Source organism: Streptomyces panaciradicis (genome assembly GCF_023516615.1).
GTDB classification, from domain to species: Bacteria; Actinomycetota; Actinomycetes; order Streptomycetales; family Streptomycetaceae; genus Streptomyces; species Streptomyces panaciradicis.
Genome location: NZ_JAMGBF010000001.1, coordinates 80,024 through 98,582, shown reverse-complemented (window position 1 = coordinate 98,582; position 18,559 = coordinate 80,024). Strand labels below are relative to the sequence as shown.

Annotated in this window: 15 protein-coding genes; 4 read left to right on the top strand and 11 right to left on the bottom strand. The window is 71.4% G+C overall.

What is annotated here, in order from left to right; translation table 11 throughout:
- Positions 1-3: 3 nt before the first annotated feature.
- From M8J74_RS00475 to M8J74_RS00450, 6 genes are all read right to left on the bottom strand, one after another.
- Entirely contained in the window at positions 4-777 is a 774-nt protein-coding gene (locus M8J74_RS00475) for a group II truncated hemoglobin (RefSeq protein ID WP_249834474.1), read from the bottom strand.
- Between the two features lie 62 nt (positions 778-839).
- A complete protein-coding gene (locus M8J74_RS00470) occupies positions 840-4,136 on the bottom strand; it encodes a S8 family peptidase (RefSeq protein WP_249834473.1) in 3,297 nt (1,098 codons plus the stop codon).
- Between the two features lie 208 nt (positions 4,137-4,344).
- Entirely contained in the window at positions 4,345-5,028 is a 684-nt protein-coding gene (locus tag M8J74_RS00465; RefSeq protein WP_249834472.1) for an ABC transporter ATP-binding protein, read from the bottom strand.
- Positions 5,029-5,078: 50 nt separating this feature from the next.
- A complete protein-coding gene (locus M8J74_RS00460; protein WP_249834471.1) occupies positions 5,079-6,551 on the bottom strand; it encodes an ABC transporter permease in 1,473 nt (490 codons plus the stop codon).
- A 184-nt stretch (positions 6,552-6,735) separates the two neighbouring features.
- Positions 6,736-8,001: a L,D-transpeptidase gene (locus M8J74_RS00455; protein WP_058923564.1), complete on the bottom strand. Its 1,266-nt coding sequence runs from the start codon at positions 7,999-8,001 to the stop codon at positions 6,736-6,738.
- A 205-nt stretch (positions 8,002-8,206) separates the two neighbouring features.
- Positions 8,207-8,551, bottom strand: a complete 345-nt coding sequence (locus M8J74_RS00450) for a hypothetical protein (protein ID WP_058923565.1) — start codon at positions 8,549-8,551, stop codon at positions 8,207-8,209.
- Positions 8,552-8,660: 109 nt separating this feature from the next.
- Between M8J74_RS00450 and M8J74_RS00445 the strand changes: the two genes are divergently transcribed.
- Positions 8,661-8,975 carry a hypothetical protein gene (locus tag M8J74_RS00445; protein ID WP_249834470.1) on the top strand — a complete coding sequence of 105 codons (315 nt, stop codon included), beginning with the start codon at positions 8,661-8,663 and terminating at the stop codon, positions 8,973-8,975.
- Between the two features lie 42 nt (positions 8,976-9,017).
- Entirely contained in the window at positions 9,018-9,818 is an 801-nt protein-coding gene (locus M8J74_RS00440; protein WP_249834469.1) for a hypothetical protein, read from the top strand.
- 37 nt (positions 9,819-9,855) lie between these two features.
- Here the strand turns inward: M8J74_RS00440 and hutH are convergent, their stop codons facing one another.
- The 3 genes from hutH to M8J74_RS00425 form a co-directional block, all read right to left on the bottom strand.
- Positions 9,856-11,394: a histidine ammonia-lyase gene (gene hutH / locus M8J74_RS00435; RefSeq protein ID WP_249834615.1), complete on the bottom strand. Its 1,539-nt coding sequence runs from the start codon at positions 11,392-11,394 to the stop codon at positions 9,856-9,858.
- Positions 11,395-11,485: 91 nt separating this feature from the next.
- Positions 11,486-12,634 carry a GGDEF domain-containing protein gene (locus M8J74_RS00430; RefSeq protein ID WP_058923569.1) on the bottom strand — a complete coding sequence of 383 codons (1,149 nt, stop codon included), beginning with the start codon at positions 12,632-12,634 and terminating at the stop codon, positions 11,486-11,488.
- A 90-nt stretch (positions 12,635-12,724) separates the two neighbouring features.
- A complete protein-coding gene (locus M8J74_RS00425; RefSeq protein ID WP_249834468.1) occupies positions 12,725-13,525 on the bottom strand; it encodes an enoyl-CoA hydratase/isomerase family protein in 801 nt (266 codons plus the stop codon).
- Between the two features lie 789 nt (positions 13,526-14,314).
- Here M8J74_RS00425 and M8J74_RS00420 point away from each other — a divergent pair.
- Complete coding sequence (locus M8J74_RS00420; protein ID WP_249834467.1) at positions 14,315-14,767, top strand: hypothetical protein; 453 nt, start codon at positions 14,315-14,317, stop codon at positions 14,765-14,767.
- 5 nt (positions 14,768-14,772) lie between these two features.
- Here M8J74_RS00420 and M8J74_RS00415 read toward each other — a convergent pair whose 3' ends face one another.
- The gene (locus M8J74_RS00415; protein ID WP_249834466.1) at positions 14,773-15,879 is read right to left on the bottom strand and encodes an adenylate/guanylate cyclase domain-containing protein; all 1,107 of its coding nucleotides are present in this window, start codon (positions 15,877-15,879) and stop codon (positions 14,773-14,775) included.
- A 116-nt stretch (positions 15,880-15,995) separates the two neighbouring features.
- A complete protein-coding gene (locus M8J74_RS00410; RefSeq protein WP_249834465.1) occupies positions 15,996-16,856 on the bottom strand; it encodes a biotin--[acetyl-CoA-carboxylase] ligase in 861 nt (286 codons plus the stop codon).
- A 111-nt stretch (positions 16,857-16,967) separates the two neighbouring features.
- On the opposite strand from M8J74_RS00410, the gene M8J74_RS00405 reads away from it, so the two are divergent.
- Positions 16,968-18,551, top strand: a complete 1,584-nt coding sequence (locus M8J74_RS00405) for an acyl-CoA carboxylase subunit beta (protein WP_249834464.1) — start codon at positions 16,968-16,970, stop codon at positions 18,549-18,551.
- Positions 18,552-18,559: the final 8 nt, after the last annotated feature.

Below are 18,559 nucleotides of genomic sequence, written 5' to 3'. Positions count from 1 at the left end.
AGGTCACTGCCCCCGGTACGGCGGCATCACGCCCCAGCCCCACTTCGGCACCGGCTGCTGCGCCGGTGGTGCGGCGTCGGGGGCGGAGAAGTGCACGGCGAGGCGGGTGCCCCACTCGACGTAGGCCAGGAACGCCGAGCGGAACTCGGCGTCCGTGGGCAGGCCCGCGTCGTCGGCCGCGTCCTGGATGAGGTTCACCCAGCGCCGCCGCTGCGGCTCGGTGATGTGCTTGCCGACGTGCTTGGCGACCATGTGGCCGTGGCCGCCCAGGTTCAGGGAGTAGGCGGGCGGGCCGCCGAAGACCTCGCCGAGCCAGAGGGCGACGTGTTCTGCGTGGTCGGGGGGCAGGTCGGCGAAGAGCGGCGCGAGGAGGTCGTCCTTGAGCACCTTGTCGTAGAAGACCGAGGTCAGGCGGGAGAAGGCGGGGGCGCCGCCCGCCCACTCGTACGGCGTCGGCAGCGACGAGCCCGCGCCCCGTACCGCCGTCGGCTTGTAGTGGCGCATCTCCTCGATGTTCTCCACGTACGGGCGGATCTCGGCGAGGAAGGCCGGGAACAGCTCCGAGTTACGGAAGCCCTCCATGTGGTCCCGCGTCGAGGTCCACACGATGCGCAGGATGTAGTGCTCGAAGTCGTCCTCGCAGCGGGAGAGTTCGTAGTCCACGCAACTCGGGGCGGCCGCCAGTTCGGCGGCGGCCCGGGTGTAGGCGGCGAGGAACTCCGCCGAGCGGTCTTCCGGGATGCGGTAGCGGATGTACTCGACGGTCTGTGTGGTCATGCCCCCACCGAAACACGAACGCCCGCCGGAGGCGGTACCTCCGGCGGGCGTTCGCTATCGGCTCACTTGCCGTAGTAGGCGTCGTAGATCGTCACCGACGACTTGTTGTTCTTCTTGTCGGTGATGTTCGCCCGGAAGGAGACGGACGTGCCCTTGGCGGGGTTCTTCACCTTGATCTTGCCGCCGGTCACGGAGACCTTCTTCCAGGTCTTGCCGGAGTCGTAGGACACGTAGACCGTCAGCGACTTGAGGTTGCGGCCCTTGGCCGCGCCCTCGACCGCCACCGGGACGGTGACCGTCTTGCCGGCCTCGACCTTGTTGTCCAGGCCGGTGACCGCCTTGAAGCGGGCGGTGGAGGCGGCCAGCGTGGCCACGTCGTCGGCGGCCGGCTTCTTGGAGCGGAAGGTGAAGCTGGCGTCGACGCGGGTGGAGGCACCCGCGACGCCGGCGGCGCGCCGGACCGACGTGGTCAGCTTGTAGTCGGCCTGCCCGGCCGGGACCGTGAAGTCCTTGTTGCCGAACAGCGGGTCGTCGTTCGAGCCGATCTCGGTGCCGTTGCGGTACAGGGTGGTCTTCACCGAGGTGAAGTCCGAGGAACCGGCGTGGCCCGCCCCGTCGGTGAACAGCGGCACGAAGCCGTAGATGCTGTTGCCGTAGCGGAAGAGCCCGAAGTCGGCGCTCAGGTGCGGGCCGAAGACCGCGGTGTTGAAGGTCTTCGCGTACTTCTGGCCGGCCTTGAACAGCTGCGCGGGGCCGAGCGTGTAGTACGCCTCCGGGATCGGCAGGCCGTCCGCGTCGTGGCCCTTGTACTGCTCGAAGTCGAACGACCACTTGATCTTGTCGACGGTCGAGACGTACATCGTGCGGGTGCCCGGCAGCGTCTGCTCGACGGGGCCGGCGATGACCACGTCGCCGGGGAGCTCGCCGATCGGGGTGAGCGCGCCGGTCTTGCCGAGGGCGCCCGAGCCGAGGTTGTTCTTCACCGTGGCGAACTCGGAGGCCTTGAAGTGGCGGACCTTGTCGCCGGTGATCTTCTTGACCTTGGCGGTGGTGGCCGCGTCGTACTCGGCGCCCGCGCCCTTGGTCCACTGGCCGCTCCAGGTCTGCTGCAGGCCGGAGACCTCGCCGCCGAGCGGCGCCATGCGCACGTCGGCGAAGGACTGCAGGCCGAGACCCAGGCCGATGCCGGCGGCGTCGTAGAAGTAGTCGATCACGCCGAGCTGTTGCTTGGCCCCCGCGTCCGGGACGGTGATGTCGGCCGCCTTGGTCTTGCGGGCGTCGATCGTCACCGAGGTGTCCTTGGTGACGTTCAGGCTCGGCTGGACCAGCCAGTCGACGCCGCCCTCGAACGTCACGAAGTCCTTGGCGATCCAGGCGTCCAGCAGGTACTTGCCCTTGGGCACGCGCATCGTGGTGGTACCGGAGGCGTCGACGCTCACCTGGTAGCCGCGGCCCTCGGCGAGACCCGAGTAGCCGAACAGGACGGTGTTGTAGTCGCCGGTCGGCTTTCCGTCCCGCCCGATGTGCTTGATCCTGACGTCGTACGACTCCACCTCGCGCTGCACGGCCGCGGCCGTGCGGACGCTCTGGCCGCCGCCGCTCGCCGTCACGTACGCCGAGTACGCGCCGTCGAGCGTGCCGCCCAGCTTGGTGTTCACGGTGACGCCGACCGACGCCTTGCCGCCCGCGGGCACGGTGACCTTGGTCGCGCCGAGCTTGAAGAAGCCCGCGGGGGCCGCCTGGCCCTTGGGGTTCGTCGCGGTGACCGCGAGGCTCAGCGTGACGTCCTTGGTGCCGAGGTTGCGGTAGGTCAGCTGCTTGGTGACCGGCTTGTCGTCGGTGTGCGGCCACTGCTGCACCCCGAAGCCCACCGACACCGGGTCGGCGATCACGGACTGGGTGATGGCCCTGTCGACCGCGATACGGCCCGAACCCTGCTGGAACGGCGTGTACTTGCCGCCCTTCGCGGAGCCGGTCAGCGCGCCCTTGAGCTCGCTGAATCTCCAGTCGGGGTGCTCCTGCTTGAGGATCGCCGCCGCGCCCGCGACGTGCGGGGTCGCCATCGACGTACCGGAGATGGTGAGGTAGCCGGGCGGGTTCTCGCCGACCTCCTGGTCGATGACGCTGCCCTTGGCCGCGGCGGCCGTGATGTCCACGCCGGGGGCGGTGACGTCGGGCTTGAGGGCGCCGTCGACGGTGGGGCCGGTGGAGGAGAAGTCGGCCAGCTTGTCCTTGCCGTCGACCGCGCCGACGGTGAGGGCGTCCTCGGCGCTGCCGGGTGAACCGACCGACTCCGGACCGGAGTTGCCCGCGGCGATCGCGAAGAGGATGCCCTTCTCCTCGGACAGCTTGTTGACCTCGGCCTCGAGCGGGTCGATACCGGGGGTGTCCTGGCCGCCGAGGCTGAGGTTGACGACGTCGGCGCCCTGCTCGGCCGCCCACTCCATGCCGGCGAGGATGCCGGAGTCGTCGCCGCCGCCCTCGTCGTCGAGGACCTTGCCGTTGAGGATCTTGGCGTCGGGGGCGACGCCCTTGTACTTGCCGCCCGACTTGGCGCCGGTGCCGGCCGCGATCGAGGCGACGTGCGTGCCGTGCCCGAAGTGGTCGGTGGCGTCGGCCGCGGCGGAGAAGTTCTTGGACGCGATGACCTGGGTCTTCAGGTCGGGGTGGGTGGCGTCGACACCGGTGTCCAGGACGGCGATCTTGACGCCCTTGCCGGTGTAGCCCTTGGCCCACGCCTTGGGGGCGCCGATCTGCGGCACGGACTTGTCGAGGCTGGCCCTGCGGGTGCCGTCGAGCCAGACGTGCGCGATACCGGAGGCCGCCTTGCCGCCGTCGGTGACGGCGTCCCACAGCTCGGGCGTCTGCTTCTGCGGCGTCTGCACGGCGTCGGCGTTGAGGGACTTGAGGGTGCGCCGCAGGGTGCCCGCGTCCCGCACGCCGGCCTTGGCGGCCGTGGCCGCGCCCTGGTAGCCGACGATGACCTTCAGGCCCCTGGCCTGGGACTTACGGGTCGCGGACTTGCCGAGTTCGGTGATGTCGAACAGCCGCTGGTCGACCTTGCCGGCCGCGACCAGCCGGACCGCGTCGGCCGGGACGACCAGCGTGTGCCCGGCCTCCTTGCGGATCTGGACGGGTATGTGCTCGCGCCCCTTGGCCCGCTCCAGGCCGACGACCCGGCCCTTGGAGTCGACCAGGACGCGGTCGCCGGTGATCAGGGTGATGCGGTGCTTGGACGTGAGCTGAGTCTGCGGGGCGGTCGAGGGCCGCTCCGTCTTCGCCGACGCCGGGCTGGTCATTCCCGCCGCCAGGGCCACCGCGGCCGCCGTGGCGACGGTGGCCGCGCATGCTCTTTTCACTTGTCTGCGCAAGTCTCCCCCTGGAGATGAGGTTCCGGGCGACATCCCCGTTCACCCGGTCGGGGGTGGTCTCGTACGCCTGTGCGCACCCCCCGGGACACGGAGTATGCCGGGGGGCGATCTGCCACCTCAATAGGTGAGAGAAAGGTGAGAGAGGGCCGTGGCGACTGTTACGCGGCGGGCCCAACTCCGTTACGCAGTCGTCGAGTTACGCTCCCGCGTTCTCCTTGACAGTGAGCTTCCCCTTGCGGATCGTCGCCACGCGCGGGGCCTTCCGCGCGATCGCGGAGTCATGGGTGACCATGATGAAGGTCAGCCCCAGCTCCTTCCACATGCGCTCCAGTACGTCCATGATCTCGTCGCGCATCGACTCGTCGAGGTTGCCGGTGGGTTCGTCGGCGAGGAGCACCTTCGGCTGCTTGACCAGGGCGCGGGCGATGGCGACGCGCTGCTGCTGTCCGCCGGACATCTCGGAGGGCAGGTGCCCGAGCCGCTCGCCGAGCCCGACCGACCGCAGCGCCTCGGCGGCCCGCTCGCGCCGGTCCCGCACCTTCACCCCGAGCGGTACGAGGGCGGTCTCGACGTTCTCCTGGGCGGTGAGGGTCGGGATCAGGTTGAAGCTCTGGAAGACGAAGCCGATGTTCTCGCTGCGGACCTTGGTCAGCCGGGCCTCGGAGAGCTTGGCCAGGTCGGTGCCGTCGAGGCTGACCTCACCGGACGTCGGCCGGTCCAGTCCGCCGAGCATCTGCAGCAGCGTGGACTTGCCGCCGCCGGTGGGGCCCTGGATGACCAGCCGGTCCCCGTCGGCGATGGAGAGGTCCACACCGTCGAGGGCGTCGACGGTGTCCTTGCCCCGGGTGTAGCGCTTGGTGACGTTTCTGAGTTCGTACATGGAGGCTCCTGAGAGGGAGGAGGGTCGGTGAGGCGCGCGCGGGTGGTGCGCTACTCGACGCGGCGCAGGGCGTCCGCCGGGCGCAGCCGGGACGCGCGCCAGCCGCCGAAGGCGCCCGCGATCAGGCCGCCGGCCACCGCCAGGGCCACCGCCAGCACGATGGTCGTCACGCTCACCGGCGCGGTGAGGGCGACCTCGAGGGTCTTCGCGGCCTGCCGTCCGGGCCCGCCGAAGCCCCCGCCGGGACCCCCGCCGCCGGGGCCGCCCGCGTTCCCGCCGCCCCCGCCCAGCTGGGCCTGCAGCGTGGGGCTCACGGACGTCACGACGTAGGCGCCGGCCAGTCCGAGCGCGATGCCCAGCGCACCGCCGAGCAGCCCGTTGACCATGGCTTCGCCGACCACCTGCCGGGTCACCCGGCCCGACTTCCAGCCCAGCGCCTTCAGCGTGCCGAACTCCCGCACCCGGCGCGAGACGGCCGAGGAGGTCAGCAGACCGGCGACCAGGAAGGCGGCGATCAGCACGGCGATCGACAGCCACTTGCCGACGTTCGTGGCGAGGGAGGACGCCGTGGACAGGGAGCCGGAGACGGTCTTGGCGAGGTCCGTCGACGTGGTGACGGTCGTGCCGGAGACGTTCTTCTGGATGGCCGACTTCACGGAGTCGATCCGCTGGGAGTCGGCCGCCTTGACGTAGATCGTGGTGACCTTGTCCTTCTCACCGGCCAGCGTCTGCGCCTGCTTCAGCGGGATGTACAGGTTGGCCGCCGCGTCGCCGCTGTCCGCGGTCGCGATACCGATGATCTTGTACTTGACGCTCTTGACGGTGACGGTCGAACCGACCTTGTACTTCTTCTCCTTGGCGTACGCCGAGTCGGCGATCGCGACCTTGGCGTCGGTCTCCGTCGTCTTGAAGGTCCGCCCGCTGGTGATCTTCGAGGAGGTCAGCGGGCCGAGGCCGGTGCGGGTGACGTCGGTGCCGTAGACCGTGTACTGGTTGAGGCTGAAGTCGGCGCCGCCGCCGCGCACTTCGCCCTGCGGCTGGCCGCTCGCGCCGCCGTTGCCGCCCGGGAAGCCCTGGTTGCCGCCGGAGTTCTGGTTCTGCTGGAACTGGCCGCGGGTGAACTGCCCGCTGATCTTGACCACGTTGAGGCTCAGGCCGCCCACCGCGGAGGCGACGCCCTTCTGCCCGGCGACCTTGCCGACCGTCGAGGAGGCCAGGGTGGTGAAGCCCTGCACCCGGACCCGGTCGCTGCTCTGGGTGGAGTCGTCGTCGTTGCCGCGCGCGTCGAACTGGAAGCGCGGCTGCTGCGAGCCGCTCGCGGCCGGCGTCGCCGCCTTGGTGACCGTCATGTCCGTACCCAGGCCGTAGAGCGACTGGAGGACCTTGTCCTGTGCCTTCCCCATGCCGTTGGACACGGAGTTGACCACGATGACCAGCGCGATGCCCAGCGCGAGGCCGGAGGCGACGACGAGGGCCGCCTTTCTGCGGCGGCGCAGTTCGCGCCTCAGGTAGGTGAAGAACATGCGCCGCAAGCTAGGGACGGCGCGTGATGACTGGATAAGGCGGCCATAAGAGCTGCATGAGAAGGCTGTGACCGGGCCCGGAAACACCGATGCCGCCCCTGGGGGCGGCATCGGAAGGCTGTGCGTGTCCTGTGGGTCAGGCAGGCCGTAGGTCAGACGGCTTGTGGGTCAGACGGCTTGTGGGTCAGACGGCCGAACCGGCCTTCCAGTCCGCCCAGCTGAGGTTCCAGCCGTTGAGGCCGTTGTCCGGCTGCACCGTCTTGTCGCCGGTGTTGGAGACGACCACGACGTCACCGACGATCGAGTGGGTGTACATCCAGTAGGCCGGGGTGCTGGAGTCGTTGGCGCCCTTGGTGTCGGACAGGCCGACGCAGCCGTGGCTGGTGTTCACCGAGCCGAAGATGGACTTCGCGCCCCAGTAGTTGCCGTGCAGGAAGGTGCCCGAGTTGGTGAGCCGGATGGCGTGCGGCACGTCCTTGATGTCGTACTCGCCCTTGCCGTCGTCGTCGGTGAAGCCCACGGTCGCGCCGTTCATGCGCGTCTCCTTGAACTTCTCGGACATCACCATGATGCCGTTGTAGGTCTTGTTCTGCGGCGAACCGGCCGAGATCGGGATGGTCTTGACGACCTTTCCGTCCTCGGTGACCTTCATCTGCTTCGTCTTGGCATCGACGTAGGAGATCTGGTTGCGGCCGATGTGGAAGGTGACCGTCTTCTGCTGCACGCCGTAGACGCCCTGGGCGCCCTCGACGCCGTCGAGCGCGAGCTTCAGCGTGACGGTGGAGTTCTCCTTCCAGTAGGTCTCGGGGCGGAAGTCGAGGCGGTTGGCCCCGAACCAGTGCCCGACGACCTCCTGGCCGCTGCTGGAGCTGACCGTGATGCCCTTCTGGACGGCGGCCTTGTTGGTGATGGCCTTGTCGAAGTTGATCGACACCGGCATGCCCACGCCGACGGTCGAGCCGCCCTCCGGCGTGAAGTTGCCTATGAAGCTGTTGGACGGGGAGACCGTGGTGAAGGAGGCGTTCTCGTGCGCCTCCAGGCCCTTGGCGTCCTTCGCGGTGGCCGCCACCTTGTAGGTGGTCGAGCGCTCCAGCTGGCCGTTGGGCTTCCAGCTGGTCTTGTCGGCGGACAGGGTGCCGGGGACCGCGGTGCCGTTCGCGGTCGTCATCGCCACGTTCGTGAGCGTGCCCTTGCTGACCGTGACGGCGGCGGAGTTGTTGATGGAGGCGTTGTCCGAGCCGTCCTTCGGCGTGATCTTGATGTCGGCCTCGGAGGTCTTCTTGGCGGCCGCCTCGTCGGCCTTGGCCTGCGAGGTGTCCTTGCTCTTGCCGCCGGAGGCGTCGTCGCCGCCGCCGGAACAGGCCGAGAGCACCAGAACCCCGCCGAGCAGTGCGGACGCGACCGTCAGGCCCTTGCGCCGCTTACTGTTCGTCATCACACGCTTCTCCATCGTTGCCGATTTTCCCCAGAACCCCGAGAGTCCCCGTCGACGAGCCGTCGCATCAGTACTTCAGCCGTCAACGAACATCAACGCTACGACCGGTCGCCCTCGTTCCCCATGCCCGAGACATGTGGGGCACACCACGTCCAGCGGGGCGGGACGACGAAACCCCGGACGGCACGCGGCCGACCGGGGTCCCCTGTTCCCAGGCCGTTCAGCCGACGCCGTCCTCCTCGTCATCCTCGTCCACATCATCCTCGTCGAGGTCCCAGTCCGGCGAATCGGGGTCGTAGTCGATGGCCTCGCTGGACCAGGAGGCCTGCGCGAGCTCCACCCCGGGCACGGCGTTGACCAGGTCGAACGGATCGACGAGATACGCGAGCGCCTCCGCGGTGTCTTCCGTCACAGCGCCCTCGGCGTGCGCGCGTTCGTCGTCCGGCATCTCGCTCTCACCGGCGATCCGCTGCAACGCGGCCTTGGTGACACCCTCGGCGTCACCGATCTCGAGGACGAGTTCCACCCGAAGGCGGACAAAACGTGAGGTCTCTTCAGTGCTCATGGCGCGAGCGTACGACTCAAACCTCCTGTGACTTTCCCGTGACCCGCGCCTTTCACTAACATCGCTCCACACGGCCAATTCGCCAGCGCCACAAGGGGATCGATATTCCGTGTCATCCGCTCGCCGTCCGTTGCTGACCGCCACCGCCGCAGGCACCCTGCTGGCGGCCCTGTGGTTCGTCCCGTCCGCCAACGCGTCCCAGGCCGGCCCGGACAGAACACAGCCCGAGACGGTGACGACGACGCAGGCCAGGGCCACGTCGCAGCTCGGCGAGAGCGAGACCGTCACCTCCGTGGACGACACCCAGCTCGCCGACACCGGCAGCATCGACACCACCCCGTACGTCGTCGGCGGGACGTTCTTCCTCACGCTGGGTGCCGGCTTCGTCGTCTACTCGGTCCGCCGGGAACGCCTCGGCTTTTAACTCGCTTGACTCTTCCTTGGCATGGACTTCATAGTCCGGATCATGAAGAGATCATCGGGCGTGCGCAGGGCCGCCACGGTCACCGTGAGCGCGCTGTCGCTCGCCCTTGTCACCGGTTGCGGCGGGAGCTCCGGCTCGGCCTCCTCGGACGCCGGGGGTTCCTCGTCCACCGCCGCCGCGAAGGCGTACACCGCGACCGAGCTGCGCAAGCTCCTCGTCACCGAGGCGGACCTCGACGGATACGACGTCAAGTCCGCGAGCGCGGGAGGGAAGTTCGCCGCGTCCAAGGACGAGGTGACGGTCACCGACGCCAAATGCGCGCCCCTGGCCTACGTCCTGACCGGTTTCGCGCCGGGCGACGACGAGAACGCCTACGTCAACCGCATGGTGACGGAGAAGAGCGAGAAGCCCTCCTCCACGAGCACCTCCGACGAGAGCCTGGAGGAGCTGGAGAAGAGCCTGAAGGACATCATGGGCTCGACGATGACGATCGTCTCGCTCTCCTCCTACGACGGCGACGGGGCCGCACGGACCATGAAGTCCGTGTCGGACGCGGTCACCGGCTGCGCGGGCGGGTTCACGATCGCCGCCAAGGGCCAGGACACGCAGAAGTTCACGAAGGTCGTCGGGGAGAAGTCCTCCGGGACCGGCGAGCGGTCGGTGGCGTTCGAGGTGACCGGCAAGGTCGAGGGCGACACGCAGACCGTGCACGGCGAGGTCGTGCGGCACGGCTCCACGATCGCCACGTACTACTCGATCAGCCTGGCCGCGCTGGCCGGCGAGAAGAGCGAGTACGCGATCCCCACCGAGGTGATCAAGGCGCAGGCGGCCAAGCTCACGTGACGGACCGGGGGCCCCGCCGGGGCGGGGCCCCCGCCGCTCACTGCAGCGGCCCGGTGACCGTCTCCACCGCGGCCACCAGCTTGCCGTCCCGCACGAAGGCGTCCGCCGCGGCCAGGTCGGGCGCGAGGAACCGGTCCGGGCCGGGACCGGCGACCCCCGCGGCCCGCGCGGCGTCGATGGCGGCCCGCGAGGCGGGGGCGGGGGTCAGCCCGTCCCGGAGCTCGATGGCCCGGGTGGCGGCGTACAGCTCGATCGCGACGACGCGCGCGAGGTTGCCGACGGCGGTGCGCAGCTTACGCGCGGCCGACCAGCCCATGGAGACGTGGTCCTCCTGCATCGCGGAGGACGGGATGGAGTCGGCGGAGGCCGGTACGGCCAGCCGCTTCATCTCGCTCACCAGGGCGGCCTGCGTGTACTGGGCGATCATGAGCCCGGAGTCGACGCCGGGGTCGTCGGCCAGGAACGGCGGCAGGCCGTGGCTGCGGTTCTTGTCCAGCAGCCGGTCGGTGCGGCGCTCGGCGATGGAGGCCAGGTCCGCGGCGGCGATGGCGAGGAAGTCCAGGACGTAGGCGACCGGGGCGCCGTGGAAGTTGCCGTTGGACTCGACCCGGCCGTCGGGCAGGACGACGGGGTTGTCGACGGCGGAGGCCAGCTCCCGGTCGGCGACGAGCCGGGCGTGCGCCATGGTGTCGCGTCCGGCACCGGCGACCTGGGGGGCGCAGCGCACCGAGTAGGCGTCCTGGACGCGCGGGGCGTCGTCCTGGTGATGCCCCGTCAGGCCCGACCCCTTCAGCACCGCGAGCATGTTGGCCGCGCTGGCGCCCTGTCCGGGGTGCGGGCGGATGGCGTGCAGTTCGGGGGCGAGGACCTTGTCGGTGCCGAGCAGCGCCTCCAGCGAGAGGGCGGCGGTGATGTCGGCCGACTTGTAGAGCATGTCGAGGTCGGCGAGGGCCATGACCAGCATGCCGAGCATGCCGTCGGTGCCGTTGAGGAGGGCGAGGCCCTCCTTCTCGCGCAGCTCGACGGGCGCGATCCCGTGCTCGGCGAGCAGTTCGCCGGCCGGCCGGACGACGCCGTCGGGGCCCTCGGCCTCCCCCTCGCCCATGAGCGTGAGGGCGCAGTGGGACAGCGGCGCCAGGTCGCCGGAGCAGCCGAGCGAGCCGTATTCGTGGACGACGGGCGTGATGCCGGCGTTGAGCACGTCGGCCATGGTCTGCGCGACCTCCGGCCGCACGCCGGTGTGGCCCGAGCAGACGGTCTTCAGCCGCAGGAACATCAGCGCCCGTACGACCTCCCGCTCGACCCTCGGCCCCAGGCCGGCGGCGTGCGAGCGGACGATGTTGCGCTGCAACTGGGCCCGCAGCTCCCGGCTGATGTGCCGGGTCGCCAGGGCGCCGAAGCCGGTGCTGACGCCGTAGACGGGATCGGGCTTGGCCGCCAGCGCGTCCACGATCTCCCGGGCGGCGGCGAGGGCCGCGACCGCCTCCGCCGACAGCTCGATCCGGGCACCGCCGCGCGCCACGGCGAGAACGTCGGACGCGGTCACCCCGGACGTCCCCACCACCACAGTGTGCATATCCATATTCAGGAGCGTACGCAGTGAAGACGAGGATGTCACTACTGGGTGGCCGGTACGCCCCTTACCGGAAGTGCGGCACCCCCGGCACTCAGGGTTGACGCCCCCGGAACCGGCGCCGCTCGGCGGGGAGGGCCGGCGAGGGCTCGTCCGCGAGCCGTACGACCGGGTCGTCGGGCCCCTCCCGGCCGGCCACCACCGGCTGCATCGCGCGGAGCGCCTTCGCGCGGTACTGCGCGGCGTCCGCGAGGCGGAACAGGCGGCGGGCCGAGCGGACGGGACCGATCGGGTCCTGCGTGGAGGCGACCCCGCAGGCCACCCCCTCCCCCAGCTCCAGCTCGGCGGCGCGACGGCACAGTTCGTCGGCGGCCTTGACCACCTCGTCGGCGGACGGCCCGACGGCCAGCAGGCAGAACTCGTCACCGCCGAGCCGTGCGGCGAGCGCGCCCGGCAGCATGGCGCCGCACAGGGAGAGCACGGAGCCGAAGCGTTCGAGGAGCCGGTCGCCGACGGCGTGCCCCCGGGTGTCGTTGACCCGCTTGAGCCCGTTGAGATCGCAGACCACGAGACTCACCACGGTCCCGTCCGCGCGGTGCCGCTCGACGGCCTCGTCCAGCCGGGCGTCGACGGCACGGCGGTTGGCGAGGCCGGTGAGGGCGTCGGTGTAGGCGAGCCGCCGCACCTCCTCCAGCCGCTCCGCCTGGGCGATCCCGGCGGCGACGACGGCGGCCAGCACGGTGGCGAAGTCCGCGTCGGCCCGCTCGAAGACCGGCACCCCGGTGCGCCGGGCGACGTACAGCTCGCCCCACGCCCGCCCGTTCAGCACGATCGGCGCGACCACGCAGCAGCCGCGGCCCCTGCGGCGCAGTGCGGCGACCCGCTGGTGGACGTACCCGGGGCGGCGTCCGGCCGCGGGGCCCTCCGCCGTCTCCACCCACGCGTTGGGCTCGCCGCCCCCGGCCCACCGCTCGTGCAGGAACTCGGTGATCTCGGGAAACTGGTGCACCGGATACGACTCGTCCTCCGGGAACTCGTCCTCCTCCGGGGCCCGCTCGCCCACGTTGACGAGGACCTTCAGCCGCCCCAGCTCCCGCTCCCACACCGACAGCGCGGCGAAGCTGCCGCCCAGCGCCCGGCACGCCCCGGTGGCCGCCGCACGCCACGCACCGCGCGCACCGTGGGCCGCGGCCATGCCCTGCGCCAACGCGACGACGGCTGCGAGCCGCTTGTCCTCACCCATTCATCCAGGTTAGGGAGGTTTAGAGGGTTTCGTGCCGTGGGCGCGGCGGGAGGGTGACCGGCCCGCCGCGAACCCGTCCCGAGCCCGTCCTCATTCCCCGGGCCACTGCGGCTTCCGCTTCTCGTTGAACGCCGCCACGCCCTCCGCCCGGTCCCCGGAGAAGGCCACCGAGCGCCACGCCGCGTCCTCGACCTCCAGGCCGGCCCGCAGATCCAGGCCGTGGCCGAGGCGCAGGGCGCGCTTGGCGGCACGCAGGCCGACGGGCGAGTTCGCGGCGATGCGGGACGCCAGCGCGAGCGCCTCCTGCGTGTCCCGCCCCTCCTCCACCAGCTGGTCCACGAGCCCCAGCTCCGCCGCCTCCGCCGCCTCCAGGCGCCGTGCCGTGAAGATGAGCTCGGCGGCCCGCGCGGCACCCACCCGGCGCGGCAGCAGCTGCGTACCGCCGCCGCCGGGGATGACGCCCACCGAGACCTCCGGCAGCCCCACCACCGCCGTACGGTCGGCCACGATCAGGTCGCACGACAGGGCGAGCTCGAACCCGCCGCCGAGGGCGAAGCCGTGCACGGCGGCGATGGTCGGCACGGGCAGTTCCAGTACGCCGGTGTAGGCGGCGCGCGCGACGGGCCGCTGGCGCACCAGGTCGGCGTCGGTGAAGGAGTTTCGCTCCTTCAGGTCGGCGCCGACGCAGAAGGCGCGCTCGTGCGTGGAGGTCACCACGACGACCCGCACGCCCCGGTCGGCCCCCAGCGCGGCGCACGCCGCCGCGACGGAGCGGGCCATCTCGGTCGACACGGCGTTCATGGCCTTCGGCCGGTCGAGGGCGAGCTCCGCGACATGCCCCTCGCCGTGCCGCCGTACGGCGACGAACTCCCCGAACCGCTCCTCGCTCATGACACCCTCCGGTTAACGCGGGTTAACAGTGTTCGGCCCGATCATCGCAGGACGCACACGACGGGGGAAAGAGCGGACGCCGTCCGCCGGCCCGAGACCCCGTTCGAGTGACATCCCGCCCAACTCCCCTCCCACCCCCCAGGAGAGCGCATAACGTGCGTCCGCCACGGCGCACAGGGGGCGCGAGCGCATCGGGGAGGGACCGGGATGACGAAGACGACGCAGCCGCCGACAAGGCCGGAGACCGAACAAGCGGCAAACCGCGAGACCACGCCACACCCTCCCGACCGCACCCCTTCCACCGACCGGCCGGCCGCACCACTCACCGACGGCGAACCTGCCGCCCCACCCGACCGCGACAAACCTGTCACCCCGTCCGACGGCCGTCGGCCCGTCGTGCGGCCCGACCGCGGGCGGCCGCCCGTCCGGGCCGGGAACGGGGCGCCTGCGGGCGCCGGAGATGCTGCCGTCGTATCACCGGCCCCCGCCGGAAACCGGACCCGGGACGCGGGGCGCGCGGGTGCGGCCGTGTCAGCGGTCCGCACCGGGGAACGAACCCCGGAGGCGGCGGGCGCCGGCGGGGCTGTCGTATCACCGGGCCTCGCCGGAGACCGGGCCCAGGACTCGGCGTCCGCGGGCGCCCGTGGCCAGGACGTGCCGCTCGTTCTCCCCGGCACTCGGCTCTTCGGTGGCCGGGTTCGTGGGCGGCATCGTCGGCCCCGTCCCCGGAAGGTGCTGTTCGCCGTCGGTGGGCTGGCTCTGGCCGCCGGAGCGCTGAGCCTGGTCCGTATGGTCCCCGGGCCCGGCAGCGGTGTGCCCGGGACCACCGAGGCGGAGCCCCGCGAGGACCCCGGCGGCGGGGTGAGCGACGCAGCGACGAACGCGGCGGCCACCGTCCCGGCCGCCCCCGGCGTCAGCCCGTCGGCGACCTCGGTCATGGGCGGCGTGAGCGCCACCCCGACGGCGAGCCCGACCCACGCCCCCGGGCCGGCCACGCGCCCGGCGACACCCGCACCCGAAGCCTCCGCGACCACGGCCCCCGGCGCCCCGGACATGACCACCATCCCCGAGGCGCCCAACACGCCCGCCCCCTCGACGGCGGCGCCCCGCCCGCCCGCGACCACGCAGCCGGCCCCGCATCCGGGCCACGGCACGTCACCGTCGTCCCCCGCCCCGCAGCCGGGCGAGCCCGGTCTGTGCGTGCCGGTCGTCGGTCTGTGCGTGGGGCCGCTCGGGCACTGACGGCGCTACGGCTCCTGCGTCCGCCGGGTGAGCAGCCACGGCTCGACCACGCCGAGCCCGCGCACCGGGCGCTGCCACATCGGCTGGAGCCCGAAGCGGAAGACCGGCGGCTCCTCGCCCTCCTTCTCCGCCGCGGCCGCGGCCTCGGCCGCCTCCGCCTCGGAGGCCGGCGCCTCCGCGGTGCGGATCAGCTCCTCGGCGAAGGCGCTGTCGACCAGCACGGCGTCCCGGGGAGCTATCGAGGTCAGCCGGGAGGCCAGGTTCACCGTCGTACCGAACACATCCCCCATACGGGTGGTGACGGTGCCGAAGGCGATGCCCACCCGCAGCTCCGGCATCGTCTCGTCGTTCGCCATCGTCTCGATGAGGCGCAGCGCGATCTCCGCGGCCACCCCGGCGTCGTCCGCCGAGTACAGCACCTCGTCGCCAAGGGTCTTGACCAGCCGCCCGCCGTGCGCGGCCACCAGGTCGGCGGCCGTCGTCTCGAAAGCCTCGACGAGCTCGCCGAGTTCCTCCTCCTCCATCCGGCGGGTGAGGCGGGTGAAGCCGACCAGGTCGGCGAAGCCCACGGCCAGGCGCCGGTCGACCATCTCCTCGTCGTCGGCCGCCTGCACCACCCGGCCCGCCGAGGCGGCGAGCTGGCGGCGCCAGACGTAGACGAGGAACTCCTCCAGCTCGGGCAGCAGCAGCTCGACGATCGGGTACGTCACCTCGGTGCGGGTCATGCCCGGCTCCGGGGGCTCGGTCAGGCCCTCCAGGAAGGAGTCGATCTGCCACTCGGCGAGGCGGGCCGTGGTCTGCCCGGTGGACCGGGCCACCTGCACCGCCATCGCCTCGCTCAGCAGGCCCGCCTCGACCAGACCGGACAGCCGGCGCAGCGCCAGGACGTCGGCCTCGGTCAGCGCCTTGGCCTGCCCGATGTCCGCGAAGCCCATGGCCCGCCAGAAGCGGGTCGCCAGCTCCACCGACACACCGGCGCTCCGGGCGGCCTGGAAGGGGGTGTAGCGCCGCTCGGCGCCGAGGATCAGGTGCTCCAGACGCAGGGCGAGCGGGTCCTCGCCGGGGTCGGCGGCGTCCGCGCCCTCGCCAGAGCCGGTGTCGTCGACGGTCACGCCTGCTGCCCTTCCGATCTGCCGCGGTCACGTATCGACCGGCCTCAACTGTACGGCAGGTGTGCGCTAGCTCACTCCGTGGGCGCCGAGAACGGACGGCCCGCGGGAAAACACGCTCACGCCGGCCGCAGGTGCACGATGTCTCCCGCGCCCACCGGTTCCTGGACGCCCTCCTCCGTGGCGATCACCAGCCTTCCGTCGCCGTCCACCGCGACCGCCTCGCCCACGATCGACCGGTCGCCCGGCAGCTCGGCCCGCACCGTCCGTCCCAGCGTCGCGCAGCCCGCCGCGTACGTCTCCTGCAGACCGCTCTCGGCCGGGTCGCCGCCGGCCTCCCGCCACCGCCGGTACCACTCCTCCAGTGCCCGCAGCACCGCCCGCAGCAGGGGGTCGCGGTCGGTGCTCACCGCTCCGGCGAGGGCCACGGAGCCCGCCGTGGGAACGGGGAGTTCGCTCTCGCGCAGGGTGACGTTGATGCCGACCCCGACGACCACCCCGTGGTCGCCGGCCCGCTCCGCGAGGATGCCGCCGGCCTTGCGCTCCTCGCCGCCGATGGAGACCAGCAGGTCGTTGGGCCACTTGAGTGCCGTGTCCACCCCGGCCGCACGCGCCAGCCCCGTCGCCACCGCGACCCCGGTGAGCAGCGGCAGCCACCCCCAGCGGGCCACGGGCACCTCGCTCGGCGCGAGCAGCACGGAGAAGAAGAGCCCGGAGCGCGCCGGCGCCGTCCACTGCCGGTCCAGACGGCCCCGCCCGGCGGTCTGCTCCTCGGCGACCAGGACCCAGCCCTCGCCCGCCTTGCCGGCCTCGGCCAGGGCGACCAGGTCGGAGTTGGTGGAGCCGGTGCGCTGCACCACCTCCACCTCGCGCCACAGCCCGCCCTCCCGCACCAGTCCGCGCCGCAGCGCGACGGCGTTGAGGGGCGGCCGGTCCAGATCGGACCAACGGCTGTCGTCTGATGCATCTCGCGGCGTCATGCAAGCCACCCTAGGTGTGTGAAACGCCGCACTGCTGATTCGTAGGGGCACCACTACTCTACGGATGAGTAACCGTCCCCCCTTTTGAGCAGGCAGGGAGCCGCGATCCCGATGTCCGAGCCGGAAGAGATCGACATCCACACCACCGCGGGCAAGCTCGCGGATCTTCAGCGCCGCATCGAGGAAGCGACGCACGCCGGCTCCGAGCGCGCCGTCGAGAAGCAGCACGCCAAGGGCAAGTTGACGGCCCGTGAGCGCATCGAGCTGCTGCTCGACGAGGGTTCCTTCGTCGAGCTCGACGAGTTCGCCCGGCACCGCTCCACCAACTTCGGCCTCGACAAGAACCGTCCGTACGGCGACGGCGTCGTCACCGGCTACGGCACGGTCGACGGCCGTCCCGTCGCCGTGTTCTCGCAGGACTTCACCGTCTTCGGCGGCGCGCTCGGCGAGGTCTACGGCCAGAAGATCGTCAAGGTCATGGACTTCGCGCTGAAGACCGGCTGCCCGGTCATCGGCATCAACGACTCCGGCGGCGCCCGCATCCAGGAGGGTGTGGCCTCGCTCGGCGCCTACGGCGAGATCTTCCGCCGCAACACCCACGCCTCCGGCGTGATCCCGCAGATCAGCCTGGTCGTCGGCCCGTGCGCGGGCGGCGCGGTCTACTCCCCGGCGATCACCGACTTCACGGTGATGGTCGACCAGACCTCGCACATGTTCATCACCGGTCCGGACGTCATCAAGACGGTCACCGGCGAGGACGTCGGCTTCGAGGAGCTCGGCGGCGCCCGCACCCACAACTCGACCTCCGGCGTGGCCCACCACATGGCCGGGGACGAGAAGGACGCCATCGAGTACATCAAGCAGCTGCTGTCGTACCTGCCGTCCAACAACCTCTCCGAGGCGCCGGTCTACCCGGAGGAGGCCGACCTCACGGTCACCGACGAGGACCGCGAGCTCGACACCCTCGTCCCGGACAGCGCCAACCAGCCGTACGACATCAAGACGGTGATCGAACACGTCCTGGACGACGCGGAGTTCTTCGAGACCCAGCCGCTGTTCGCGCCGAACATCGTCACCGGCTACGGGCGCGTGGAGGGCCACCCGGTCGGCATCGTCGCCAACCAGCCGATGCAGTTCGCCGGCTGCCTGGACATCAAGGCGTCCGAGAAGGCGGCCCGCTTCGTGCGGACCTGCGACGCCTTCAACATCCCGGTGCTGACCTTCGTCGACGTCCCCGGCTTCCTGCCGGGCGTGGACCAGGAGCACGACGGCATCATCCGCCGCGGCGCCAAGCTGATCTACGCCTACGCCGAGGCCACGGTCCCGCTGATCACGGTCATCACCCGCAAGGCCTTCGGCGGCGCCTACGACGTCATGGGCTCCAAGCACCTGGGCGCCGACCTCAACCTGGCCTGGCCCACCGCCCAGATCGCGGTCATGGGCGCCCAGGGCGCGGTCAACATCCTGCACCGGCGCACCATCGCCGAGGCGGACGACGTCGAGGCGACCCGGGCCCAGCTGATCCAGGAGTACGAGGACGCCCTCCTCAACCCCTACGTCGCGGCCGAGCGCGGCTACGTCGACGCCGTGATCATGCCGTCCGACACCCGCCACCACGTCGTCCGCGGCCTGCGCCAGCTGCGCACCAAGCGCGAGTCGCTGCCGCCCAAGAAGCACGGCAACATCCCCCTCTAAGGAGTCGC

What these genes read in the sequence shown, in the direction of transcription:
- M8J74_RS00455 (WP_058923564.1), bottom strand. Translation starts at nt 8,001, where the DNA reads ATGGAGAAGCGTGTGATGACGAACAGTAAGCGGCGCAAGGGCCTGACG.
- M8J74_RS00475 (WP_249834474.1), bottom strand. Translation starts at nt 777, where the DNA reads ATGACCACACAGACCGTCGAGTACATCCGCTACCGCATCCCGGAAGAC.
- M8J74_RS00420 (WP_249834467.1), top strand. Translation starts at nt 14,315, where the DNA reads ATGGTCCCCGGGCCCGGCAGCGGTGTGCCCGGGACCACCGAGGCGGAG.
- M8J74_RS00440 (WP_249834469.1), top strand. Translation starts at nt 9,018, where the DNA reads ATGAAGAGATCATCGGGCGTGCGCAGGGCCGCCACGGTCACCGTGAGC.
- M8J74_RS00410 (WP_249834465.1), bottom strand. Translation starts at nt 16,856, where the DNA reads ATGACGCCGCGAGATGCATCAGACGACAGCCGTTGGTCCGATCTGGAC.
- M8J74_RS00430 (WP_058923569.1), bottom strand. Translation starts at nt 12,634, where the DNA reads ATGGGTGAGGACAAGCGGCTCGCAGCCGTCGTCGCGTTGGCGCAGGGC.
- M8J74_RS00425 (WP_249834468.1), bottom strand. Translation starts at nt 13,525, where the DNA reads ATGAGCGAGGAGCGGTTCGGGGAGTTCGTCGCCGTACGGCGGCACGGC.
- M8J74_RS00405 (WP_249834464.1), top strand. Translation starts at nt 16,968, where the DNA reads ATGTCCGAGCCGGAAGAGATCGACATCCACACCACCGCGGGCAAGCTC.
- M8J74_RS00465 (WP_249834472.1), bottom strand. Translation starts at nt 5,028, where the DNA reads ATGTACGAACTCAGAAACGTCACCAAGCGCTACACCCGGGGCAAGGAC.
- M8J74_RS00460 (WP_249834471.1), bottom strand. Translation starts at nt 6,551, where the DNA reads ATGTTCTTCACCTACCTGAGGCGCGAACTGCGCCGCCGCAGAAAGGCG.
- M8J74_RS00450 (WP_058923565.1), bottom strand. Translation starts at nt 8,551, where the DNA reads ATGAGCACTGAAGAGACCTCACGTTTTGTCCGCCTTCGGGTGGAACTC.
- hutH (WP_249834615.1), bottom strand. Translation starts at nt 11,394, where the DNA reads ATGCACACTGTGGTGGTGGGGACGTCCGGGGTGACCGCGTCCGACGTT.